The organism is Streptomyces daghestanicus (assembly GCF_020521275.1).
GTDB classification, from domain to species: Bacteria; Actinomycetota; Actinomycetes; order Streptomycetales; family Streptomycetaceae; genus Streptomyces; species Streptomyces griseoviridis.
Genome location: NZ_BNDX01000013.1, coordinates 122,662 through 145,961, shown reverse-complemented (window position 1 = coordinate 145,961; position 23,300 = coordinate 122,662). Strand labels below are relative to the sequence as shown.

The following is a 23,300-nucleotide window of genomic DNA, read 5'->3' as shown; positions in this document are numbered from 1 at the left end:
GTGAGATCTGGCTCCGCTTCCCTCCTGCGTCCGGTGGCGCACTGTGTACGCGGTCTCCGCCTCCGCTCAGACCCGCGTCCCAGAAGCCGCTCGGCTGACATCAACTGCGCTGTTCAGAGTTAGCAGTTGATGAAGGTTGTGTCGCGGACCTAACGTCCCGCTCCGTGTTGGTGCACTTCTTCTCGGGGGTCGAGGAACATCGAACGAAACCGGCGCTGAGGATCAGTCGGCCCAGGTGGGCGGCTGACTGTCCGCGCGGCGGCCGACGTGTTCCTCAACTCGCTCGTCAACGCGAACACGCTCCGGCCGTCCGGGATTGGCGTCGGCGCGACTGCCGGACACCTCGGCGCGGCACGCCCGCTCGCCACCGTCGTGGACGACGAGATCGACGGCGCCCTCGAACATCCGTGGGACGAGGCCGCAGTCAGCACGTGGAACGCCCGGCGGGCGTCGGTGCTGTCATGGCTGAGCTGGTGCGCCGAGCGCGGGTACGACGGCCCGGCTGTCACGGCCTGGATGAAGCGGATGCCGCCGCCGGACGCGGAGACCCCGCCCGCTCGAAGATGGCCGTCGACCGGCTGATCGCCCGACGAGAAGTCCACGTCCGGGAGAAGACGCTGTGGCGGATGCTCCACGAGACCGTCGCACGGGCGGAGGAGATCCTCGGCGTCACATCGAGGAGTTGGACCTCGCCGCCCGAAGGGGTTCCAGTGAAGGCCAAGGGCGCCGCAGCCTCGCACCCGACGCTGCGGCGCCCGCGCGAGGACTACGTAATGGAGCCCGTGTACTGGGACGCCGGCACCGCCGGCTGCTGTCCCAGCTGGTCAAGGGCCGTATACGGGGGCCGGTGTTCGTCACCCACCGCAAACCGGGCCCCGGGAAAGTGTCAGCCCGCGCGGCGTGTGCCCGGACACCGGGCTGGCCCGGCTGTCGTACGGGCAGGCCCGCGCCCTCCTGGACGCGCGCACGGCTGTCGGGAGCGTGGCGGGAAGGGCTTGAACCTGCAGGAGTACCGGCACTCCTGCTTCACGCACCTCGGTAAGGCAGGTGCGAGGCTACCGATGCTCATGGCGAAGACGCGGCACAAGAAGCCGAAGAACGTGTGGCGTTACTTCCAGCCCTCGGCTGAGGCGATCGCCGAGGTCACCAGCCTCCTCGCGCCCGGAGACAGCAGACGCTGACCTCGTCAGCGTCAAGTCGAGCTGCCTGTCTCCAGTCCCCTGCACATAGAGCCGGGCTGCTCGAACATCCAACTCTGAAGCAGTTGTTGCGAAATTTTCACTTCATACCTACGGTAAGCGCATGCGACCGAAGGACGAGCCCGAGCAGATCACCGACCTGTCACGGTTGAGGGCGTTCATGAACCCGCTGCGGATGCAGCTGTACCGGCTGCTGTACGCCGCAGGCACCGCGACCGCCTCTCAGCTCGCCGAGCATGTCGACGAAACGCCCTCGCTGGTCAGCTACCACTTGCGCAAGCTGGCCGAGCACGGCTTCGTGACCCAGGCGAGTGCCCAGGGCACCGACGGCCGCGAGCGCTGGTGGCAGGTGGCATCCGGCGAGGGCTGGGGCTTCCGTGACTCGGACTTCGCGGACACGCCCGAGGGAGCCGCCGCCGTCGGCGCGGTGACCCGAGGGATCTTCGACACCCGCGTCGCCCAGTACCGCACGTATCTCGACCAGAAGTCCGCCTGGGGGAAGGCGTGGACCGACGCATCCTTCAGCTCCGAGTGGCTGCTCGACCTCACCCCCGCCGAACTCGCCGAGATGAGCGACGAGCTCGAGGCTCTGGCCCGGCGCTGGCGGGAGCGCGGCAAGGCCGCCAAGGCGGCCGACGACACCGAGGACCGCGAGCACGTGTCTGTGCACCTATACGGCTTTCCCTTCCGGCCCTGACTCAGCCGGATTCCCAGCGTACTTGGAGCCCACCATGGCCACCTCAGAGACGGTCCTGCCCAAAAACGCCGCCACACCGGCCCACCGCGACGGCAACGTGTTGCGCTGGCTCACCGCCTACACGGTCTCCCTCATGGGCGACAGCGTGTACTTCGTCGCCCTGGCCTGGTCCGCCCAGAAGGCCGCCGGTTCTACCGAAGTCGGCCTCGTCATGGCTGCCGGGGCAGTACCACGAGCGTTACTCATGCTCGGTGGGGGCGTGGTGGCCGACCGGTTCGACCCCCGCCGGGTGATTCTCGGCAGTGACACACTGCGCTGCCTCCTCATCCTGGTGGTGGCCGCCGGTATCACACTGACGGCTCCGGCCTTGTGGATCCTGGTCACGGTGGCGCTCGTCTTCGGCGCCGTCGACGCACTGTTCGTACCCGCTGTCGGAGCTCTTCCGCCCCGGATCACCGCCCCCGACCAGCTGGCCCGGGTCACCGGCATGCGCTCGCTGTCGACGCGCCTCAGCCAGATCGCGGGCCCGCCGATCGGCGGCCTGGCCATGGGACTCGGTGGACACGCAGCCGCCTTCACCACCGCCGGAATGCTCATCGCCCTGTCCCTGCCGCTCCTGCTGACGATACGGATACGCCCCCTCGCGGCGCCCGACGCGGAGCGGACGGAGCGCGGCACCGCGCGGCAGGACCTGCTCGACGGCCTGCGCTACATCCGCCACCACCGCCTCATCGGCCCGCTCGTCGCCGCCGGCGCCGTCTGCGAGCTCGGCCTCACCGGCACCCTCAACGTCGGCATGGTGCTCCTCAACGCCGAACGCGGCTGGGGCCCTTCCGGCTACGGCTGGATCGTCAGCAGCTTCAGCGCAGGAGCTGCGGCCAGCGCCGCGCTGCTCACCATCGCCGGCTGGCTCCCCCGGGCCGGCCTGATGATGGCCGGGACACTGCTCGTGGGCTGCGCGGGTGCGGCCACGATCGCTTTGGTACCGACCCTGTGGGTCGCCGCGGTGCTGGCCGCGGTCATCGGACTGAGTGCGGGCGTCTTCGGCAGCCTGGACAACGCCCTCATACAGACTGCGGCGGACCCGGCCTATCTGGGCCGGGTCACCTCCGTGGTCATGCTCACCATGGTCGGTCTCGCCCCTCTCAGCTATCCGCTGGTCGGTGCCGCCATTGGAGCCTGGGGCGCCGGCCCGGTGTTCGTCGCCTGCGGCATCTTCGCCAGCCTGGGCGTATGTATCGCCCTGGCCTCTGACGCGGTGCGGCACGCCAAACTGCCCCGGCAGCGGCCAGATATGACCATCTAAGCAACCCAACCGCAGCCCCGCCGACCAGCAGCAGGGGCTGGTCGGCGTCTCCCGATGATCGGCGGCCACTCGCCGTCTGAGCCATCCGGATCACGCAGTGGTCGCAAGCCTCCGGGCAGGTTGGGAAGCTGGAATGGGTAGCGGCCGAGCATGTTGATGTGGTGCCGCACGAACGGTGAGAGGCGGGCCACGTCCTCGTCGCCGACGTCGAAGCCGTCCGTGCGCAGTTGGTTCACCGCGGCGTCCGTGTACCGCGTCACAAACAGCACGAGAGCGTTAAGGACCAGGCTGAGCGCGCCGAGCTGGTCTTATCCGAACTAGCCCAGCTCGGCGGCAGGTCCGCCGATGAGCTGTCGTTCACCGCGGAAAGTAGTCGTGGAGAAGTTGGGTGGACGGGTTCCGTCGGGAGTGTTGTGCACGTCGTCCGCGCGCGCTTTGCGGTCCTACTGAGAGAACGAGTAGGTCCGGACGGGGTCGAGGTGCAGCTCGAAGGGCCCTGTCGGCGTACTCCTGTGAGTGCCCCACCAAGTACGGAGATACGTGCACCAGCAGAGAGGCTGTGAGCCAGCCGCGTCATCGCGTGGGCATGACAGTGGCAGGAGGCTGAACCTCCAGGATGACAGCGGTGCCAGCGACGGTTCGGTCCTCGTGCATGGTGATCTGCTGGCCAGCCTGGACGTGCATCCAGTGGGCGGGAGTCAGAGGCACGAGGCGAACCGTAGCTCGCCCGCCGGGCTCCAGAATGGGCATGTTCTCAACCCAGAGCGCGGCGATGCTGACCGAACGTCCACCGGTGGGTGAGAGGTGTCCGATGTCCCACATCGGTCGCAGAACACCGGAGTGGATTGGTGTCGTGCGTCGTGCCTCGGCGGCAGCACGGAGCGTCAGATCCGCCCGGATCACGCCGTTGCGGATCTCGGAGCACCGCCAATGGCACCAGGCCGCGCTTCGCTCCATCCGGAGTTGCTCAGCAGCTTCGGCGAGCTTCTCCCAGAACGTCAGCGGGAGCGAGCGAGCATCGCCGAGTTCCTCCAGCAGACCCAGGGCGATCTCCCACTCGTCATGGACGAGGTAGTCCCAGATGTCTCGCACCGTGATGTCGTTCTCGGTGGCGGTATCTTCCGGAACCAGCAGGGAAGCTGATTCGAGCAGCTCAGGGACGTCCATGCCCTCATTGTCGACCAGATGAACGATTAGGCCGCGTCGTCCTGTTCTCGTTCGATGGCGCCGAGCCGGTTCTTGAGCCGGTAGCTGGGGCCGTTGATGGAGATGACACCACAGTGGTGCAGGAGACGGTCGAGGATGGCGGTGGCCAGGACTTCGTCGCCGAAGAACTCGCCCCACTCGCTGAATGCCTTGTTCGAGGTGAGGATGATCGAGCCCCGCTCGTAGCGCTTGGAGATCACCTGGAAGACCAGGTTGGCCTCGTCGCGGTTGAGGGGCTGGTATCCCACCTCGTCCAGCACGAGAACAGCGGGCCGCAGATAACTGCCGAGCTTGCTGGTCAGCCGCCCCGCCGCTTCGGCGGCCTTGAGATTGCGGACCATGTCGTCGAGGCTGGTGAAGTAGATCGAGTATCCGGCCCGGCAGGCCGCGACCGCCAACGCGACGGCGATATGGGTCTTGCCCACTCCGGGCGGCCCGAGCAGGGCCGCATTGGCCTTGGACTCGACGAACGAGAGGGTGGCGAGGTCTTTGACCTTGCGCAGACTCCCGGACCCCAACCCCCTCACCGCATCAACTTTGGTGCACTCTCATCCGTACGAGGTGGTGCACGTCCACTTGTACGCCGACAGGCCCGAATTGTACGCCGACAGGCCCGAAACAGTCGGCCACGAGGGTCGCGACCGGAGCGCCGCAGGGGCAGGCCCGGTTGAGTCCCTCCTCGCCTGTCGGTCCGCAGCACCCACTGCTGTTTTCCCAGTTGGGCAGTGGCTGAAGGCTGGAGGCGTCGTCAGGGTGCACCAGCACTGTGTGTCGGCTGCCGGCCGAGATGACGAAGCCTTCTTCACGGCAGACCACAGGTCCGCGCGACTGAGCTGGCTTCGGGTCCTCCTGACCGTCCTGCACGACGTAGGGAGGTTGCCAGGGCTCGGGATCGATCGCGTAGTGGCCCCGCGGAACGGTGGAAGGCGCCCGGCGTGTCTCCGTGTCCCGGTCGCGCTCGTCGTCTGAGACGTCAGGGACAGCGGCAAGCTCGGTCAACTCCGGCGTGATCGCAGTGCCGCACTTGGGACAGAGGAAGACGGTCATCCCTTCGTTGTAGTGCTCAGGACTGCCCCTTCGCATCCTCGTTTCGCTGCTCGGAGTCGACGCGTGCGACGACGCCACGGAGATCGGGCATGCCCAGGTGGACGGTGGTGTGCCGGGCCGCGAGGTCGCGTATGGCGGCGAGCTTCTGCTCAGCGGCGGCGAGGCTGGCCTCGATTGCGGCGACCTCGCCGAGCCATCCCTGTTCCTTGGCCTCCTGGAGCCGGTCGAGCAGGTTTCTGGGAGCCGCCTTTTGGGACTGGCTGACCATCGGTGGCGACGGCTTGGGACAGGTTCGGCCAATTGAAGGGCGATCTGCTCGGGGTGGTATGACGGGCTTTAGGTGAGCGCTAGAGGGGCAGGGTTATGCCGAGTTCCTGCATGGCGTCGGAGGGCGGGCCGCCCTCGGAGCGTTCGGTCTTGTAACCCTTGATCCGAGGCTCCAGGGTGCGAGGGTCGACGGCTTCGGCGGGGGCGCCCGTCGTGTAGAGGCCATCGGGCTCGCTGTCGCGATCGTGGGGCAGGAGCCAGAACACCCGTCGGCGGAAGGTGCCAGAGGCGCGGGAGGGTTTGGCGGTGTTGCCGAGGACGGCGTAGCCGACCATGCGGCCGTCGCGGTGGTAGGCGGGCTTGCCCTTGCGGGTCGGGAGGCGGTCCAGGCTCTGGCGGACGTAGTCGAGGTTGTCGACGTTCTCCAGCCAGACCAGGTCGGTCTCGTGGCTGATCTCGTCCTCGGTGATCAGGGAGCTCATGCGGTTGCTTCCCTCTCCTGGTCGGCGAGCAGGCCGATGCCTGGGTAGTACTTGCGCTGGTTGGACGTCATCATCTGCTTCGGTGAGGCCAGTCCCACCAGTTCCCGCGTGCGGGCGGCGAACGCGCGGGAGGACAGGGCGGGTGCCCCTTCATTCTGGCACCACGCCTTGTAGTGGCTGTAGAGGCCGGTCTGCTCGGCACGCAGGTCGGGGGCGAGGGTGCAGCATTCCTCGTAGTAGCGGCCGGTGTGGTCCTCGGTCTCGGCGTAGGCGGTGGTGGCGATGCGGACGCGTTCGGGTCCGGTGAGGTCGCGGGCACCGGCGAGGTAGCGTCGGGCGCCGTCGACGAGCCAGGCCAGGATGCCGGGGCCTTCCTCGGTGACGAGGATGTCGGCCAGGTTGTCGATCTTGCGGTGGTCGGGGACGGTGTTCTCGAAGGGGATCAGGCGCATGCGGCGCCAGAACGCGAAGCCGCCGGTGCCGACTTCGGGGCGGTGGTTGCCGACCAGGAGGAGTTTGTGGGTGGGCGTGAAGCTGAAGAAGTCCTGGCGCATGCGGCGGGCTTTGATGCGGTCGCCGCCGGTGAGGAGTTTGACGCGGGCCTCGTCGAACTTGTCGCCGGGGTTGACCTCGCTGCACACGATGACGCGCCGGCCGTGGAGTTCGGCAAGGTCGGTGGGGTGCCCTTCGTAGGGGCGGGCCATCAGGAAGCCGGGTGGTGCGGCGTCGGCGTAGTCGCCGAGGAGTTTCATCAGGACGTCAAGGAGGACGGACTTGCCGTTCTTCCCGGCGCCGAAAAGGAAGGGCAGAACCTGGCCGCCGACGTCTCCTGTCACGGCGTACCCGAGCACCAACTGCAGGTAGCCGATCATTTCGGTGCCTTCGGCGTCGGTGCCGAAGGTGTCGGTCAGGAAGCGGCTCCAGCGGGGGGTCTGCGCGGGCCGGGGGCCGACGGTGGTGGAGCGGGAATGGAAGTCCTTGTTGGGGTCAGGGGTTCTGAGCAGGCCGCTGCGCAGGTCGACGATGCCGTCGGGAGTGCAGAGGGCGTAGGGATCGGCGTCCAGGCGGGTGGCGTTGAGGACCATGCCAGGGGCTGATCGGGCCTGGGTGAGCATGGCGTTGATGCCGGCGGTGGACAGGGCGCGGCGCCGGTGTCGGGCGAGGGCTGTTGTGGTGAAGCGCCCGTAGGGATCGTGGGTGGCGATGCTCTCGGCGAGGTCGCCGGCAGCCCACAGGACGGTGTCGTCCTCGTCGATCTGCCAGCGGGTGGTGTCCCAGCGGTACCAGCCGATGCCGGGGACGTGCCGGAAGTCCTGGGCGTAGAGCTTGACGAACAGTTTGGCGTTGCCGCGGTCGGTGAGGGTGTCGGGCAGCAGTCCGTCCGGGGTGGCCTGCGGAAGGGATGCGGCGGGGGCCGTGGGCTGGGTGGGCAGCGGGATCTGGGGTTGGCTGCGAATCTGTTCGGCGACGGCCTTGGCGTCGAAGTCGAACAGAGTGTTGTCATTGCCCGGGGAGGTCATCGGCGGCTTCCGGGATTCAGGGGGCGCCTGAGCCCGGCGGCAAGGCCGCTGCGGATGATCTGTTCGGCCCGGCGGTCCTGTCCGGGGCGGGCGGTGGCCGCTGTTTCGGTCAGGGCGCGTTCGGCGCTTTCCTGGGTGAGGCGGCCGGCAGCGACGAGTCCGCCGAGGGTGTAGGCGGCGCGGTTGAGGGTGTCGGAGAACCCTGCGCCTTCGGAGACCTGGGCGCAGGCGGCTACCGGGGCAAGGACGGCGGCGAGGAGCCGGTCAGTGTCGGCGCCGCCGCCTGCGGCGAGGACGGCCTGTCTGGCGCGGGGCGGAACCGGCCGGGGGGCGGGGACGCTCGGGGCGGGCAGATGGCCGGTTCGTTCGAGTTCCTGCGCCAGCCAGCCCGGCAGGACGGCGGGCTGCCTGACTTCGCCGAGGACCTTGTAGGTGCCTGCACTGGTGGTGGTGCCGGGAGCAATGATGTAGCCGCCGTGGGCGCGCACGTCGACTTGCCAGGCCAGAGCGCGGCCCTGGCTGGAGCCGGCGGAGCATTGCCAGCGCCGGGGGTCACCGGCCCGGTACCACACGTGCATGCCGCCGGAAGGGGTGCGGACGCGCAGCGTGGTGGTGTCCTCGGCCGGGCTGGGCATGCCGCGCAGGGCGGCGAGGACAGCGATGGTGTGGAAGCCCGTGGAGATGCCGGTCAGGTCGACGTGGTCGCCGATCGGGATGCCGGGTAGGAGGCGGTCCCGGGCGGGGGGCTGGGCTTCGTGGGCGTCAATGTCGATGACGACCAGGCCTGCGGGGCCGCAGGCGACACCGACGCCGAACTCCGGGTGCTTGCTCCACCAGTGGTCGATGCGACGCTGGTCAAGGGTGGCGGCGTGGAATCCGTGGCACCAGCGGCCGGCAGACAGACAGGCACAGCCTGCGGCGGTGTGCCCGGGGGTCCGGCAGTCCCGGCAGTTCGAGGCTGGTGTTTTGCGTCCTGCTGCGAGTGGGTGGACCGGCCAGCCGAGGCGAGCGCACCACTGCGCTGTAGCCAGCGAATGGCCAGCGACTGAAGCACGGAGGGCAGCGGATGCTGAGTCGCTGGCAGAGAACTGCAGCTCAGCGGACATGCTCACCCCCTGGTAGCGACCGAAGCGACTCAACGACGGACATACCTTAGCGAACGCAGCAGGGAGGCGATGAGGAACTCGGGCCCGTGTCGATAAACGGTCTGGCGCCGGAGGCGACGAGCGACTCACCGGGCGAGTCAGCGACTGGAGCCTCTTCAGTCGCTGACTCGCCTGTTTCAGTAAAACACCAGGTCAGCGCGCAGACAGGGCGACGTACAGCGACTGAAGCGACCGAGTCTTTCTATATATGACGCACACGCGCGCACAGGAATGGCTTCATATACCGTGAACTTGAGTCGCTTCGGTCGCTTCAGTCACTCTAGTGCTCTGCTGAGCTGCGGTTTCGCAGCGTCAGAGCGCAGCGACCGACGACCCCCTCGATCGCCGCGCTTCAGTCGCTGGCTGCCACTCGGAAGCGACCGAGACGATCAGAGCGACCGAAGCGACTCTCCCTCCAACAGGTATGGCTGTTCATCTGAGGCCTTGCAACCTTCTCCGTCCGTTGGTCGCTTCAGTCGCTTCTGGTCCCCTTCGCCCGCGACAGCGTCACCGTTCCCGGGGAACGTCACGGACAGCCGTGGGCGTGCACGACGATCTGCGGTACTTCGAAGCGGCAGGCGCGGCCCACCGACACGTGACTACGCGGAGCGCGATCTCATTCTCAACTTCGGTTCATCCACTACCTCGACCTGGCCCCCGGGGTTTACAAGGACGTGCCGGCCGCCTTTGAGGCGGCGAGGAGCGCGTACGAAACCGCCCGCTGGATCGCAGCGTGAACGCCGACGTGTACTTCGACTGCAGGCTGCAAGCGTGCTCGCGTCTCGGTGGTGCGGCGCAAACAGCAGCAAGAGCAGCCGGGCAGGCAGCGGCCGCTATGCGATGAGGCTGCCCGCGCTGCGCCCGCATGCCGACCGCGCCGTGCGAATGCCGTGCTGCCTTCGCAACCACCATGCAGCATCTGGGCAGCACGACCAGGAGAGCGAGCAGCCAGTGGCGGCGGGAGGTTGTTACACCTCGATGAAGGCCACGACCACCACGGTCTTCAACGCCGTCACCCAGTACACAAGCCGGACGCGTTCGATGTCGTCGACGTGCTGGCGCAGCCGCGGCCCGCTGCTGCCGCTGGGGAGCGGCTCGCCGACCTCGGGGTCCACGGAGATGACGACCAGGGCGCGGTCCAGGGCGTGCAGCTCGTTTTCGCTGGTGATGGCGTCCAGCTGCTTGGCGGCGGAGTCGGAGAACGCGATCTGGGCGCGGCGCGGGCCGTGCCGCGGGGCCATCAAGCGACGGCCGGGCGCTGTCCGGCGAGCCGGGCGAGGTGGGCCTCGCGCAGCTCCTCCCACGGCGTGCAGTCCTCCACCGCGGGCAGACCGTTGGCCGCGATGTCCTCGAGGACGGCGGCGAACTGGTCGGCCTTCTCTCGGGTCTGGGCCGCGTACGCGCGCAACCCGTCGGCGGCCGCGGGCTCCAGCTGCTGCCGGGCGTGGTCGGCGGTGGCCGGCTGTTCGCTCATCGAGGGCTCCAGAGGGCAGAACTGGCGTCTGCTTCCACGGTATCGGCCGCCCCGGGCCCTGGGGACCACTCCGGACGAACCGGCTCGTACGAGGGCGCCGGGACCCAGGACCCAGGTGGACCCAGCTTCCGGCCCGGTCCACGTGCACCAGGGAAAACGCCGGTCTCGGGACCCAGGGACCCAGGTTCTGGGGGCGCTGCTGGGTCCTGGTCCCTGCCCGCTGTCCGATGACACAGATCAGCTGAACAGTGACACAGATGAGCCTGTCCACCTGGGGAAACGGGGGGTTGATGACACAGATGACACAGGTCGGGTGGACTGTTCAGGCCGGGATGCCTGGCAGGGCCTGGCCGTTGGTGATCGGACACCGCATCCGCACCCGCCGGCCCGCCCGGGACCGATCCCGACGGTTACGTTCCGTACGGATCACACCCGCCCGGCAGCATGATCAGCACTGTCACGCTCCACCCCGGATTTTCGGGCCCTGGAGGGGTCTCAGCAGCCTCCGGACCCCGCGAAACGGACACAACGGGCGTGATTCGGGGGTGGCGTGACAGTTTTCGGGGGCAGCGTGACGCTCGTGTCACGCTCACGCTCCGTCAGCGTGACACCGAATCTGGGCTTGCGGGAGGGCGGCCGGTGGTGGGGTCGGCCTGCTTCTGCCAGGCCGTACGCCGGGCGAGGAACGCGGCGAGAGCGCCGGCGGCTTCGGGCTCGGAAGTGGCGAGGCGGCCCGCGAACGCCAGCTGGCCCATGTCCGCGCCGGGGACCAGGCGGGCGAGTTCGGCGAGCAGCGCGGCGTGGGCGAGGACCGGTGGCGTCAGCAGGCTGGCGGCTTCCTCGCGTGCGGCCGGGTCGCGGTAGTGCCCGAGGTGCGTGGCGAGGGCGTGGGCGAGCCAGGCGTCGACGTCGGCCTGGATGTACCCGCCGGCTCGCCGGGTGAGTTCGTCGCGGACGGCTTCGTCTCCGTCGCGGGGCTCGGTCTGCTCCAGCGTGCCGAGCTCGCGCAGCGACTGGAGCTCGTCGGCGCGGGCCGCGACCCGGGCGGCTTCGCGCAGCTCGGCTTCCCGGGCGGCGGCGGCCGCGGCTTCGGTGGCGAGCTCGGCCTGGACGACGTCGTCGGTGTCCGGGTCGTACACCGTGCCCGGCGCCGCGTCGGCGAGCAGCTGCGCGATGCGCTCCCACTCCGCGAGCTCCGCCGGGCCACGGACGTCGTCCGCCAGGTCCTCGTGCCTGGAGTCCTGCCGTGCGTCGAAGCGGGCGTCCTCGAGGGCCGCCGCGACGGCGCCGGCGTCCATCCCCTTCGCCCGTCGCCGTACGACGCGGCGGCCGATGCGGGCGGGGTCGACCGGCTCCCGGGGCGCGGCGACGCGCGGGGCGAGCGGACGGCGCGCAGTGCGCCGGGGCGGCCAGGGCGTGGTCATCATCGGCCTCGTATTCGTGGTGCGGATTCGACAGCGGGCCGCCGCCAGAGCGCTGTGCGACGGCCCGCCGGATTTGAGCCGAAGCTCAGGAGTTGTCACCAGAGGGACCGGCTGAGCTGGTCAACCGGGACGGCCGAAGCAGCCCGGCATGCGCCGAAGCTCGCGCACGGTCGCCATCAGCCGGGTTTCGTCGCCTGATGGCGCCGACCAACGTTCGCGCTCAAGCTCCTGCAGGGAGCGGTCACGGTTCACGAGTCGAGTCACCGACCGATCGTCCCACGCCAGATCTCAAACGCGGTCTCAGTGCCTTGTCTTCCTCCCCATGACAGTGAACCGACGGCCGCGACCGACCTCGGATGACCGGGAGCTGCGGCTCTGGAAGGTCGGTCGGGCTCTGTCCGTCACCTTCGCCGCCGCGGTCCTGGTGGCCGGCGGCGTCTTCTACGGCCTGGTGTACCTGCTGGACTTCCAGGAGATCGACACCGCCAAGAAACTCGACGCCAAAACCCTCTTCGACTTGGTGAAGCTCTCCTTCGGGGTGGTCGCCGGGGCCGGTGCGCTCGTCGCCCTGGTCGTCGCCTACCGCCGCCAGCGCGTCGACGAGGCTGGCGCCCACCGGGAGGCCACCCGGCTGCACACCGAGCGCTTCTCCCAGGCCGTCGACAAACTCGGCTCCGACTCCCCGGCCGTCCGGCTCGGCGGTGTCCACGCCCTAGCTGTATTGACCCGCAGCATTGTTGACGCGGCTGATGGGCGGGTGTCCGCCGAGTGCGGTGTGGCAGCGGTGGTGGTTGTAGGTGTGCAGGAAGTCTGCCAGGGCTGCGGTGCGCTCGGGCCTTGACCCCGAATCCTGGACACGGGTTATGCGGCTGGTGTCAGCGTAGTTGGTGTGAGCTGGAGAGTGTTCTCAAAGGCGATCGGTGATTGTTGTCCGAGGCGGGAGTGTCGGCGTCGGGTGTTGTAGCGGTGGAGCCATCGGAAGGCGTCGAGTCGGGCCTCGCGCTCGGTCGGCCAGCTCTTTCGCCCTTGCAGGGTCTCGCGTTTGAAGGTCGCGTTGAAGGACTCCGCGAGTGCGTTGTCCGCGCTGGACCCGACCGCGCTCATGCTTTGTCGGACCCCTGCTGATCTGCAGGCTTCGGCGAAAATCCTGCTGGTGTACTGGGCTCCGTGGTCGGTGTGCATGATCGATCCGGCGAGGCTGCCGCGGGTGCGGACGGCCGCGGCCAGGGCATCGGTGACGAGATCCGTGCGCATGTGGTCGGCGAATGCCCAGCCGGCCAGCCGTCGCGATGCGAGGTCGATGACGGTCGCCAGGTAGCAGAACTTCCCGCCCTCGATGGGCAGGTAGGTGATGTCGCCGACGTACTTCGTGTTCGGAGCCTGGGCGGTGAAGTCGCGGCCGATCAGGTCCGGGGCCTTGGCCGCTGCCGGGTCGGGGACGGTGGTGCGGTGACGGCGGCGCAACCGGATCCCTTTGATTCCGGACGCCCGCATGATCCTTGCGACGCGTTTGTGGTTGACCGTCTCACCGTGCTCCTCGCGGAGCTCGGCGGTGATCCTCGGGGCTCCGTAGGTGCCGTCCGCTTCCTGATGGACCGCCCGTATCCGGACGGCCAGCTTCGCGTCGGCCGCCTGCCGGGCGGCCCGGTCCGCAGCCGTGCGGCGCCAGTAGTAGAAGCTGGAGCGGGCGACGCCGAGGATGCTGCAGAGCCGCTTCACGCCGTGGCGGCGCTGGAGGTCGGCGACACACTGGAAGCGGTTCACCAGCGCGTCTCCCCGGCGAAATACTTCGCCGCCTTCCGCAGGATCTCGCGTTCCTCCTCGAGCTCACGGACCTTCTTCCGCAGAGCCGCGTTCTCCGCCTCCAGCGGGGTCGGCGGCTGGGCCGGTTCCGGCGTCCTGCGTCCCCGGGGACGGCTCACCCCGGCTGCCCGGACCCAGTTCCGCAGCGTCTCCGGGTTGATCCCCAGATCAGCGGCGACCGACCTGATCGTCGCCTCCGGCCGCGACTCGTACAGCGCGACCGCGTCCGCCTTGAACTCCGGCGGATAGTTCTTCATGACCACGAGATGTCCGTCCTCAGATCCTCAGGATCCAGTGTCTCGTGTGTCCAACATCAGGGGTCAAGGCCCACAACGACGCCGCCGCGCTCCTGGACATCGCTGCCCGCACACCGGACCTTCCGCCCGCAGCGGCCGCGGTCATCGCCGACCGGCGCATCTACGCCGCAGGACGACGGCACGACCCTGACGCGGTCCTCCGGTCCCGCGACGAAGCACTCCTCCACCTCAGCTCCCCGGACGAACGCACCCCCTGGTGGGCGACCTGGCTCACGAAGGACTCCGTGGACGCCACCACCGGCCGGGCCTGGCTCGCCTGCGACCAGCCGGCACGAGCCGTCCCCTTCCTGCACAGCCGCGTCAAGGCGACCACCCCCGACTACCCGCGCGACCACCTCCACGCCGTGCTCGACCTGACCGACACCGTCCACCAGTGCGGCGACGGCGACCAGGCACGGGAACTGCTCGGCCAGGCCGAAGGACTCATCGGCACCATCAGCTCCCAGCGCATGGTCCACCGGTTCGAGACCCTGTCATCAGCCGTCACCGGCGGGTGAAGCCGGACGCTCGGTCCGCAGCGCAACGCACCAGACCGGACATCGCCGAGATGAGACTCGGCACCGCAGGCTGTGCTCGGACACCGGCGCCTCCCGGATCCGCAAATGGGAACGCGGAGTCCGCCCGGACGAGGACTCCCAGATCCCGCCGAAGCCCTCGGCCTGCCCGCCGACATCATCGACGGGCCCTGGCCCGGCTGGCTGCCCGTGACCGACGCCGGCGTCGTCCCCCTCGGCCCCCACGCCATCGTGCCCGCCCTGAGAGAGGCCCTGCGAACCGTGGACCGCCGCACCTTCCTCACCGTCTCCTCCACCGCCCTGACCACCCTCGCCTCCGACTGGTCCACGGACACCATCAAGCCGGCTCCCAGCCCTCCGGCCTCCACGGGCGGCGACCTGGCCGACGTTCTGGAAGCCTCCGTCCGGCACCTCACCGCCGCCGGCCCCGACCACCACCCCCACACCACCCGCCTGCTGCGCGAGCACCTGGCGACCGTCACCGACCTCCTCCAACACGGCCACGCCACCGCCTCGGTGACGCACCGCCTGCACGCCCTGGCCGCGGACTTCGCCCACACTCTGGCCTGGCGCCGCTTCGACCAGGGCGACCACGCCCACGCCGCCCAGTACTGGATCGCCGCCCTCCACAACACCCGCGCCACCGGCGCCACCGACCGCGGCGCCGGCCTGCTCAGCGACCTCGCCTACCAGGCCACCTGGCAAGGCGACCACCTCCTCGCCCGCCAGCTGCTCACCCACGCCCTCACTCGCGCCGGCCACCCCGCCGCACGCAGCCTCCTCCACCTGCGCCTCGCCCGCACCCACGCCGCACTCCACGAACACCGGCCCGCCCTGCACGCCCTGACTGCCGCCGAACACCACCTGGGCCGCGCCGGTGGCGACCGGCCCGCCTGGTGTGCGTGGCTCTCCGACGCCGACCTCGCCGTCGACTCCGGCCAGGCCCTCCTCGACCTCGGCGACACCGCCCGCGCCCGAAAGCTCATCACCGACGGCGAACGCCTCCTGCCCGCCGCCCGGGACAAGACCCGCAGCATCTTCCTCGCCTACCGCGCCACCAGCCACCTCGACGCCGGCGAACCCGAACCCGCCGCGGTCGCCGCCACCCAGGCCCTGCTCCTCGCCCGCGCTACCGGCGCACCCCGCTGCACCCACCTCATCACCGCCCTCCTCCTCCGCTTCCAGCCCTACCACCACGCCGAAGGCGTCGACGAGTTCCTCCACCACGCCCGCACGTGACCACCCCGGACCCCAGCAGCCACCCTCAGCGCCGCCGGTGCAGCAGATGCTGTGCGACGTCGGCCCGCTGCTCCGCCCCGCCTCGTAGACGCCCGCATCCGACTGCGAAGAGCGGCGGTGGCGAGCGCGTCGTCCCTAAGGCCACAGGCGACCGTGGCGGGACCTGCCGCTCCCGCCGCCGTTCCGTACGGCCGGCCCTACGGGCGTGCCGCACCGAAGTGGGGGGTGCCGGGCGGTGCGTTCGGGACGATCCGGGGTGACACGGGCGTCCGAAAGACGGGCGCCGCGCGGGCCCGGTGCCTCATAGTGGGCCTGGCGTGACGGGCACGTGCACGGATAACACGGGGGGGTCACATGTACGTGGTGGAAGTACCGGTCGGCGGGGCGGACGACCGACTGCTGATCGAGGTCCGTGAGGCGGGCGAGGGGCTCGTCGACGTCGCCCGGCCCGGACAGGTGGTGGCACGGGGCGCCCGCTCGCTCCAGGAGATGCTGCGCACGGTCCGGCCCGTGGCCGACTCCTTCGTCGACAGCTTCTCCCGTCTTGCGCAAGCCCCGGACGAAATCAACGTCTCCTTCGGCATCAGCCTGAACGCCGAGGCCGACGCCATCATCACCAGTACGTCCGCAGCCGCCAACTTCTCCGTTTCCCTGACCTGGCACCGAACCGGCCAGCCAGCGGGGGCGGACACCGGCGCGCGTGACGAAGACGGCGCGGCCTCCGACGGCGCACTCTGACGCCGGTTGGGGACGGCGGTCGCACCGGTGCCGCGTCGCACGAGCGGCTCGGATTGAGCCGCCGGCCGATGAAATCCGGACACTTCGCCCCCCTCCTGTGTGAAGTCGTTGTGCAGGCGCGGACTCCGGGGGCCACCGATCCGGAGAATTCCGGTCGGACGGGCCCGGCGGGCACCGGACTGATACGCGGGACAGCCAGGGGGACGGATGAAGCGCGCGGCGAAGCCACGGCCCGGCGCCGGGGACGGGCAGCGGCGGACGGAGCTCTTTGAGGCGGCGGCCGCGCCGGCCTCTCCCGCCGCCGGGACGTGCGGCGGGCACCCATGAGCCCGGCGGGCGCGGCCGACGGGACCGCTTTCCCCAACCCCGCCGTCGTGCGGATCTTCAAGTCCTCGCCGGAACCCAGCGCTGAAATTGGTGCGCTCGGCGTGGGCTTCCTGGTCGACGACCGTCACGCGATCACATGCGCCCACGTCGTCGCCTCAGCACTCGGCCTGGACGGCCGGGAACCGCCCGGCGACGCGCGTCTGTCCGTGGACCTGCCGCTGCGCTCCGCGGTGGGTGATCCGGCCACGGGCCCGCGCGGGGGCGCCGAGACCGTCACAGCCGGCATCGTGCAATGGGGTCCGTCGCAGGCTTCTGACGGCGGCGGCCCGGACATCGCGGTGCTGCGGCTGGAGCGGCAGGTACCCGGGGCCGGGCCGGCTCGGTGCGTCGACATCGAACCGGAGAAGCTACGCGGGTGCTCCGCCGAGGTCATCGGGTTCCCGGCCGGGCGACGGCAGGGTGTCTGGCACGAGGGCGTGCTGCGCGGGCCGCAGGCCGACGGCCAGGTCCAGCTCGACCGGGTCGGTGCCGGCTACCGCGTGACCCCGGGTTTCAGCGGCAGCCCGGTGTGGTCCCGGGACCTCGGCGCCGTGGTCGGAATGACCGTCAGGGCCGAACGCGGCGAACCGGCGGCCGGGTTCATGATCCCGGTCGGCCAGCTGATCGCTTCCTGGCCGCCGCTGGCCGCCCTGGCCCGCCCGGCCTCGCCGTTTCGCAGCCTCGAACCGTTCGAGGAGGCGCACGCCGCCGCGTTCTTCGGCCGGGACGCCGACAGCGACCACCTTGCGCGGATCGTGGGCCGGCAGCGGTGGACCACGCTGGTGGGACCGTCTGGCTGCGGCAAGTCCTCCCTCGCGATGGCGGGAGTGGCGCCACGGCGTCGTGGCCTGCAGGACACCGTGGCCATCCTCCGCCCCGCCCACCACTCCACCGCCCTTGGAGGCCTGGCCGCCGTCCTGCTGGAACTGCTGGAGCCCGGCTGCCCGGAGGCGGAGCGGTTCGCACGGATCGCCGCGGTGACGGACGAGATCGATGTCAACGGCCTGCGTCAGATCGCCGCACGCGTCCTTCGGGTCCAGCGCGCCACCCGGCTGCTGATCATCATCGACCAGTTCGAGGAACTCCTCGACGAGGAGTCCTTCGACCCCGGTGACATCGACGCCCTGGCCGAAGCCCTCGGCCCGAAGGCACCCCCGACGGTCGGTGTGCTGGCCGTCCTGCGCGCGGACTTCCTCGGGCCCGTCCTGGCCCATCCCCGCCTCGGTCTGCTCGCCAAGGCACGGATCGAGGCCCTGGAGCCGATGCGGCAGGAGCAGCTGCGGGACGTCATCAGCAAGCCCGTCGCCGACCTGCCGGCCGTCTCCTACGAGGACGCGCTCGTCCACCGCATCCTGGCCGACGTCGGTGACGCGCCGGGCATCCTGCCCCTGCTCAGCTTCACCCTCGCCCGGCTGTGGGAGGAGCAGCGCGGCGGACAGCTCACACACGACGCCTACGACACGCTCGGGGGCGTGCGAGGTGCCCTGGGCAGCCACGCCAACACGGTCTGGGAGCAGTATGTCGACGAGGTGAACGCGGACGGCGAAGGGGAGGAGGACGGGGACCGCGCAGTCGAGCGGCGCCGGCAGGTCGAGGACGCGGAGAGGCTGCTGACCCGGCTCGTCCGCACCCCCGTCGGGACGGACACTCCCCTCAGGCGCCTTGTCACCCGGGCGGAGCTGAGCGAGGGGGAGTGGAGGGTCGCCCAGCGCCTGGCCGGTGCCCGGCTGCTGGTCATCAGCCGGGCACGGAGCCGGGAGAACACCGCAGCGGCGGGACCCGGCCGGGCTGGCCGGCCGCCGGCTGCCCAGGAGACCATCGAGCTGGCCCACGAGGCGCTCATCTCCAGCTGGGACAGGCTCAGCGCGCGCGTCAAGGAGGACCGCGTCTTCCTGGACTGGCGCGAGAACCTGCAGTTCGACATGGACCGCTGGGAGAGGGCCGGACGGCTCAAGGAACTCCTGCCGACCGCCGTCGCCCTGGACACCGCCGGGCGGTGGCTTCCCGCCCGCAGCGGTGAACTGGGCGCAGCGCAGCGGGAGTACCTCAAGCTGGGGCACGCGCACCGCCGGTATCTCACACGGCGGCGCCGCATGCTGTACGCCCTCTTCGGGGTCCTCCTGCTGGCCGTCAGCATCGCCGCCGGGATCGCGGTCGACCAGCGGCAGACCGTCGTCCACCAGCGCGACCGGGCCACCTCCGCGCAGGTCGCCGGCCTGGCCCAGTCCCTCGGCGCCACCGACCCGGGACTCGCCCGTCGGCTGGCGGTGGCAGCCGCCCGCCTCGGCGACACCCCCGAGGCATGGGCGGGCCTCCTGGCGGTGCGCAACCAGGTGGAGAAGCGGGCGGTCAGACTGCCCGACTTCGACGTGACGACATCGTCCCTCGACGACGACGGCCGCATCCTGGTCGCCGGCGGCGGCACACACGTCGGCACCTGGAATGTCGACACCGGCGAACAGCTCGGCTCCCACCGGACCGCTCAGCGGGTACGCAACGTGCGTCTGTCCGGCGACGGCAAGACCGTGGCCGTGAGCACCGACGACGAGACCACCGTCGTCCTCGAGGCCCGCGGGCTGCGCCCGCGCGGGCGCCCCTACCCGACCGGACCCGCCGTCTTCTCCCTCAGCCCGAAGGGCACGTACCTGGCCACCGTCGTCGGACGCAAAGGCGGCGGCTACGCGGCCACGGTGTGGCACACTCGCACCGGGAAGGTCCGCCTCCTGCGCACCGGCGAGTCGCCGTTCAACCCCTCCTTCTTCGCCGGCGAGCGGCGACTGTCGCTGACGAGCTCCCAGGAGACCGGACCGACCGTCATCTGGGCCGACCTCACCACCGGCAAGAACCTGCCAGTCCCGGATCTCGGCATCAAGCCCACCGACTTCCCCGGCCCCCTGGCGTTCAGCCCCGACCTCGACCAGACCGCCGTGCTGACCGAGAACGGCCTGCGCGTGTCCGACCTGTACGACGACGGTGAAGTCGGAACCAGCACGTTCGAGCACGTCCCGGAGCAGAACTCCGATCAGGACCTTTACGGCGACGACGTGCGCTTCAGCCACGACGGCACGCTCGTCTCCGTCGGCTTCACCCTCTGGGACGCCACCTACGCCAAGGGCGCCGAACCCGTCTTCACCTACCCCACGCCCGTCAGCTTCTGCGACCCCGGCACATTCCGGTTCTCCCCCGACGACACCGAGCTGCGCTGCGTCGGCGAGGACGGGACATTCCGCTCCCTCGACATCTCCCGCCTCACCTCGCACGGCACCGAGGCGCCGGTCACGGGAGCGGCAGGGGCGGCGTCGGTCGCGAGCCAGGACGGCTCGACCGTCGCGGTCCAGACGGCCGGCGACAGCGGCATCCAGATCTGGTCCACCGCGCCGCTGGCGAAGCGGACGCGTATCCCCGTCCCGCAGGCGGGCCGCATCCTGCTCAGCCCGGACGGCGGACTGCTGGCCATCCCGCAGGGGCTGGACAAGGTGCAGATCTGGGACACGGAGAAACGCGCCAGGCTCGGTACCCTGCCCGGCTTCCTGGGCGGCTTCACGACCACCGTCGCGTTCTCACCGGACGGCACGACGTACGCCACCTACGACGGGGCGGGGAACGCGGGCTCGAAGGGGTACCGGCACGCGCTGCGGTTCTACGACCTGAAGACCATGAAGCTGATCCGGAAGAAGACCTTCACCCTGCAGACAGCGCTCCTCGACTTCGGCACGACGGTGACGTTCCGGCCGGACGGGAAAGCCCTGACGGTCAGCCCCCTGCTGGGCACCGTCGCCGTCCCGTCCGGCCAGGTCCTCGTCCCCGGCACCACGGGACTACGCCTCGACGGATACGGCCCCGACGGCACCACCGCCTACACCGACCCGGACAACGTGCACAGCACCCTGACCTTCCTCGACCCGCAGACCCTGCGCCCCCGGGGACAGCCCCTCGACCTCGGCGCTCCCGTCTCGGCCGACGCCCCCGTGGCCCACTCCCCGGACGGCCGGCTGATCGCCGTCGCCCAACAGAACGCGACACCCGGGACCGAAGAGATCAAGATCTGGGACCTGCTGGCCCGCCGACAGGTAGGCCCTGCCCTGGGAAGTTCCACGGGGAACTTCACGCTGATGACCTTCACCGCGGACAGCTCCGCCCTCGTCACCCTGGACGGCCAGGGATTCCGTACCCACCCCGTCGCCCGGTCCCGTCTCATCCACGAACTGTGCGCCATCTCGGACGGCGGCCTGACCGAGGAGCAGTGGCAGGAGCACATCCCCGACGTCCCCTACCGCACGACCTGCTGACCGCCCGGCAACGCACGAAAAGAGGAGCAGGCCCTCGCAAGTGCCCTGGAGCGGGAGCCTTCGTGATCGTCCTGAGGCTGAGCGGCAACGGCGAGTGCGACGGCAAAATGCGATGCGAGCACGGCAATCACGGCCCCCTCACAATGCCCGCAAGCGGTGGCGGCCAGAGCTACGGCGGACGGTCCCGTACTCGCCCCCGCTACGCCGGAGCCGCCTCTTCGACGGGGTGAACCCGCCCGAACCGGTCCGCCCGGGCGGCCGGTTCACAGTATCTGTAGGACGTGCTGAAGACTCTGACGCGGGCCGCGGCCGTCGCCGCCCTCGCCCTCGCGCTGCTGACCGTCCCGGCCTCCGCCTCCACCGAGCCCACACCGAGGCGGGGATCGCCTGCCCGGACGGCTACGTCTGCATCTACCCCGAGATCAGGGCGCTGCGTCCGCCCGCCGGGTCCGCGCCGGCCGTCGGGGCGGCCAGTTCGGCGAAGAAGGCGGTGCGGCCGGTCGCCGGGTTAGGAATCCAGCCAGCGGGCCAGGTCCAGGGGCGTGCAGGCGGCTCCGCCCACGGGCCCCAGTTGACGCAGGTGGCCGACAGGTTCTGGGCTCGGCGCCAGGAGGTGAACTCGTCGAACCAGGCGTTGGCGGCGGCGTAGGCGCCCTGTCCCGGGTTGCCGAGCAGTGAGACGGCGGAGGAGAAAGTGACCCACCAGTCCAGTTCCTGGCCGGCGGTGGCGTGGTGCAGCAGCAAGGGACACTCGGGGAGTATCCGAACGGAAATCAGCGGTAGCCGCTGACCCAGGTCGTGATCCGGCTGTGGCTACAGGAGCGTTGACGCGGTTCTCGTACTCGCGGCGGGCCTTGCGCTGGGCCGGGACCGCCGGGACGTCTGGGCCGCCGTCGAGCGGCGGGCAGCGGGCGAGAAGCCTGCGGGGCACGGCGGTGACGGCGGTGACGCGCAGGGTGTAGCCCTGTCCGCGCCGTAGGGTCACAGCCTGGTCGAGCGCGACCCGCTCGGCGGGCTCCAGCTCAATGGGATGTCGGCGACCTTGCCCGGCGTGTCGAGGGTGACCGGCAGCTCCGGGGCGGGGGCGTCTTCCTCGATGGCGGTGTGCTCGGGCAGAAGGTCGGCGGGAGCCGTGCGGATAGCGCCGCGGCTGACGTGGTGGTCGCGCGCGAGGGCGGCGATGGACCGGCTTTCCAGGTACACGGTGCGGACGACAGCGGTCTTGTCGGCCGCCACGGCGGGGCGGCGTCCGCGCTGGTAGGCGGCGGCATCGGCCGAGGCAGCTCGGTAGCGGTCCCGGCCGCCGTTTCGGGCGATCTCGCGGGAAACGGTCGAAGGCGATCGGCCCAGCCGCTCGGCCAGCTGGCGGGCCGATTCCCCGACGGCGATACCGCGGGATATCTCCTCACGCTCGCTGCCGCTCAGATGCCGCTCTGACCGCATCTGCGGGGTGAGGCGGACGCCGCCGCTCTGGTACAGGAAACGGCGGGCGCTCTGCATCGGCGCCCCGAGCGCCCGCCCGATCAAGCTGAACGACTGCCCCTCGCGCCAGCGTCTTCACATCTCGTCCCGCTGAGCCGGCGAAAACCCGTAGTCACGCACCTGTGCCTCCACGATCACACGATCATCTGTGGTGGTGTGTTGATCACTTGAGGGTGCCACCGTTTGCCGACAGGGAGGCGGTCCGCGCCGCGGTGCGGTGCACCAGGCCGTCCAGGATCAGGGTCAGGCCAGCCTCGAATGCCGACTCGTGGTCGATCGCAGGCATGTCCGCCGGTGGATCTGAGCCGTCGCCGGGGCCGGCGTCCGCCTGTTCTTCCAGGACACTGCCCACCGTGAAGCGGCCAGCGGCCAGCATCGCCATCTGTGCATCCCGCTCAGGCACTCCGGAGGCGACCAGGAAATCCATCTTGTGACGGATCCGGTCAAGGTCGCTGGTTGGGGTGCTGCCTGCGTGGAGGCGTGCGCCGTCCCGGCGCATCAGCAGGGTGCGCCGGAAGCTTCGCGTGTTGTCCAGGAACCAGTCGCGCCAGTCGTCGTCCGGTGTCGGCAGCGGGGTGGCCGCATGCGGTGCCATGGCCGCCTCCGCCATGGCGGCGAGAAGGTCCTTCTTGGTGCGGAAGTACCAGTAGAGCGAGGGCTGTTCGACACCCAGCCGCTTCGCCAGCCGCCGCGTACTGACCATGTCCAGCCCGACCTCATCGAGCAGGTCGAGCGCTTCAGAGACGACGGTCTCGCGGTTCACCTTGGTCACGTTGACAAATCT

Annotated in this window: 17 protein-coding genes and 5 pseudogenes; 8 read left to right on the top strand and 14 right to left on the bottom strand. The window is 70.2% G+C overall.

Annotation, left to right across the window (positions count from 1 at the left end; all coding sequences use genetic code 11):
- Nucleotides 1–243 precede the first annotated feature (243 nt).
- From Sdagh_RS25030 to Sdagh_RS25020, 3 genes and pseudogenes are all read left to right on the top strand, one after another.
- Nucleotides 244–1,181: pseudogene (locus Sdagh_RS25030) on the top strand (site-specific integrase).
- Between the two features lie 121 nt (nt 1,182–1,302).
- On the top strand, nt 1,303–1,896 hold the full coding sequence (locus Sdagh_RS25025; RefSeq protein WP_190078346.1) for a winged helix-turn-helix domain-containing protein: 594 nt from the start codon (nt 1,303–1,305) through the stop codon (nt 1,894–1,896).
- A 34-nt stretch (nt 1,897–1,930) separates the two neighbouring features.
- Nucleotides 1,931–3,202: an MFS transporter gene (locus tag Sdagh_RS25020; RefSeq protein WP_190078345.1), complete on the top strand. Its 1,272-nt coding sequence runs from the start codon at nt 1,931–1,933 to the stop codon at nt 3,200–3,202.
- 86 nt (nt 3,203–3,288) lie between these two features.
- Here Sdagh_RS25020 and Sdagh_RS25015 read toward each other — a convergent pair.
- From Sdagh_RS25015 to Sdagh_RS24970, 10 genes and pseudogenes are all read right to left on the bottom strand, one after another.
- A pseudogene (locus Sdagh_RS25015) lies at nt 3,289–3,510 on the bottom strand (Tn3 family transposase); the annotation flags it as partial.
- Between the two features lie 265 nt (nt 3,511–3,775).
- Entirely contained in the window at nt 3,776–4,369 is a 594-nt protein-coding gene (locus Sdagh_RS25010) for a hypothetical protein (protein WP_190078344.1), read from the bottom strand.
- Between the two features lie 26 nt (nt 4,370–4,395).
- Nucleotides 4,396–4,908, bottom strand: a pseudogene (gene istB / locus Sdagh_RS25005) (IS21-like element helper ATPase IstB); the annotation flags it as partial.
- Between the two features lie 563 nt (nt 4,909–5,471).
- Nucleotides 5,472–5,723, bottom strand: a complete 252-nt coding sequence (locus Sdagh_RS25000; RefSeq protein ID WP_226535701.1) for a hypothetical protein — start codon at nt 5,721–5,723, stop codon at nt 5,472–5,474.
- Between the two features lie 79 nt (nt 5,724–5,802).
- Complete coding sequence (locus tag Sdagh_RS24995) at nt 5,803–6,204, bottom strand: DUF6009 family protein (protein WP_190078343.1); 402 nt, start codon at nt 6,202–6,204, stop codon at nt 5,803–5,805.
- Complete coding sequence (locus Sdagh_RS24990; RefSeq protein ID WP_190078342.1) at nt 6,201–7,724, bottom strand: DNA primase family protein; 1,524 nt, start codon at nt 7,722–7,724, stop codon at nt 6,201–6,203. Before Sdagh_RS24990 ends, Sdagh_RS24995 begins: the two co-directional genes overlap by 4 nt.
- Nucleotides 7,721–8,830 (bottom strand): bifunctional DNA primase/polymerase, encoded by a 1,110-nt coding sequence (locus tag Sdagh_RS24985; RefSeq protein WP_190078341.1) that lies wholly within the window; start codon nt 8,828–8,830, stop codon nt 7,721–7,723. The genes Sdagh_RS24990 and Sdagh_RS24985 overlap by 4 nt, the downstream gene beginning before the upstream one ends.
- A 1,007-nt stretch (nt 8,831–9,837) precedes the next feature.
- Nucleotides 9,838–10,110, bottom strand: coding sequence for a hypothetical protein (locus tag Sdagh_RS24980; RefSeq protein WP_190078340.1), 273 nt, complete (start codon nt 10,108–10,110; stop codon nt 9,838–9,840).
- The gene (locus Sdagh_RS24975) at nt 10,110–10,343 is read right to left on the bottom strand and encodes a hypothetical protein (RefSeq protein WP_190078339.1); all 234 of its coding nucleotides are present in this window, start codon (nt 10,341–10,343) and stop codon (nt 10,110–10,112) included. The genes Sdagh_RS24980 and Sdagh_RS24975 overlap by 1 nt, the downstream gene beginning before the upstream one ends.
- Nucleotides 10,344–10,942: 599 nt before the next feature.
- Nucleotides 10,943–11,767: a hypothetical protein gene (locus Sdagh_RS24970; RefSeq protein ID WP_226535699.1), complete on the bottom strand. Its 825-nt coding sequence runs from the start codon at nt 11,765–11,767 to the stop codon at nt 10,943–10,945.
- A gap of 322 nt (nt 11,768–12,089) precedes the next feature.
- On the opposite strand from Sdagh_RS24970, the pseudogene Sdagh_RS24965 reads away from it, so the two are divergent.
- A pseudogene (locus tag Sdagh_RS24965) lies at nt 12,090–12,491 on the top strand (pentapeptide repeat-containing protein); the annotation flags it as partial.
- Nucleotides 12,492–12,628: 137 nt separating this feature from the next.
- Here the strand turns inward: Sdagh_RS24965 and Sdagh_RS24960 are convergent.
- A protein-coding gene (locus tag Sdagh_RS24960) for an IS3 family transposase (RefSeq protein ID WP_372478470.1) occupies nt 12,629–13,833 on the bottom strand; the annotation gives its coding sequence in 2 pieces (ribosomal slippage) (nt 12,629–13,548 and nt 13,548–13,833; 1,206 coding nt in all).
- A gap of 38 nt (nt 13,834–13,871) precedes the next feature.
- On the opposite strand from Sdagh_RS24960, the gene Sdagh_RS24955 reads away from it, so the two are divergent.
- The 4 genes from Sdagh_RS24955 (at nt 13,872) to Sdagh_RS24940 (ending at nt 21,034) form a co-directional block, all read left to right on the top strand.
- Nucleotides 13,872–14,384, top strand: a complete 513-nt coding sequence (locus tag Sdagh_RS24955; protein ID WP_190078337.1) for a hypothetical protein — start codon at nt 13,872–13,874, stop codon at nt 14,382–14,384.
- Between the two features lie 105 nt (nt 14,385–14,489).
- Nucleotides 14,490–15,641, top strand: coding sequence for an NsdA family TPR-like regulatory protein (locus Sdagh_RS24950; RefSeq protein WP_190078336.1), 1,152 nt, complete (start codon nt 14,490–14,492; stop codon nt 15,639–15,641).
- Between the two features lie 354 nt (nt 15,642–15,995).
- A complete protein-coding gene (locus Sdagh_RS24945) occupies nt 15,996–16,379 on the top strand; it encodes a CU044_2847 family protein (RefSeq protein ID WP_190078335.1) in 384 nt (127 codons plus the stop codon).
- Between the two features lie 323 nt (nt 16,380–16,702).
- Nucleotides 16,703–21,034: an nSTAND1 domain-containing NTPase gene (locus Sdagh_RS24940; protein ID WP_190078334.1), complete on the top strand. Its 4,332-nt coding sequence runs from the start codon at nt 16,703–16,705 to the stop codon at nt 21,032–21,034.
- 411 nt (nt 21,035–21,445) lie between these two features.
- Here Sdagh_RS24940 and Sdagh_RS36740 read toward each other — a convergent pair whose 3' ends face one another.
- The 3 genes and pseudogenes from Sdagh_RS36740 to Sdagh_RS24925 all read right to left on the bottom strand — a co-directional run bounded on the left by Sdagh_RS36740 (nt 21,446) and on the right by Sdagh_RS24925 (nt 23,288).
- On the bottom strand, nt 21,446–21,778 hold the full coding sequence (locus Sdagh_RS36740; RefSeq protein WP_308288764.1) for a KR domain-containing protein: 333 nt from the start codon (nt 21,776–21,778) through the stop codon (nt 21,446–21,448).
- A 495-nt stretch (nt 21,779–22,273) separates the two neighbouring features.
- Nucleotides 22,274–22,636: pseudogene (locus Sdagh_RS37185) on the bottom strand (helix-turn-helix domain-containing protein); the annotation flags it as partial.
- A gap of 43 nt (nt 22,637–22,679) precedes the next feature.
- On the bottom strand, nt 22,680–23,288 hold the full coding sequence (locus Sdagh_RS24925) for a TetR/AcrR family transcriptional regulator C-terminal domain-containing protein (RefSeq protein WP_226535695.1): 609 nt from the start codon (nt 23,286–23,288) through the stop codon (nt 22,680–22,682).
- Between the last annotated feature and the right edge of the window lie 12 nt (nt 23,289–23,300).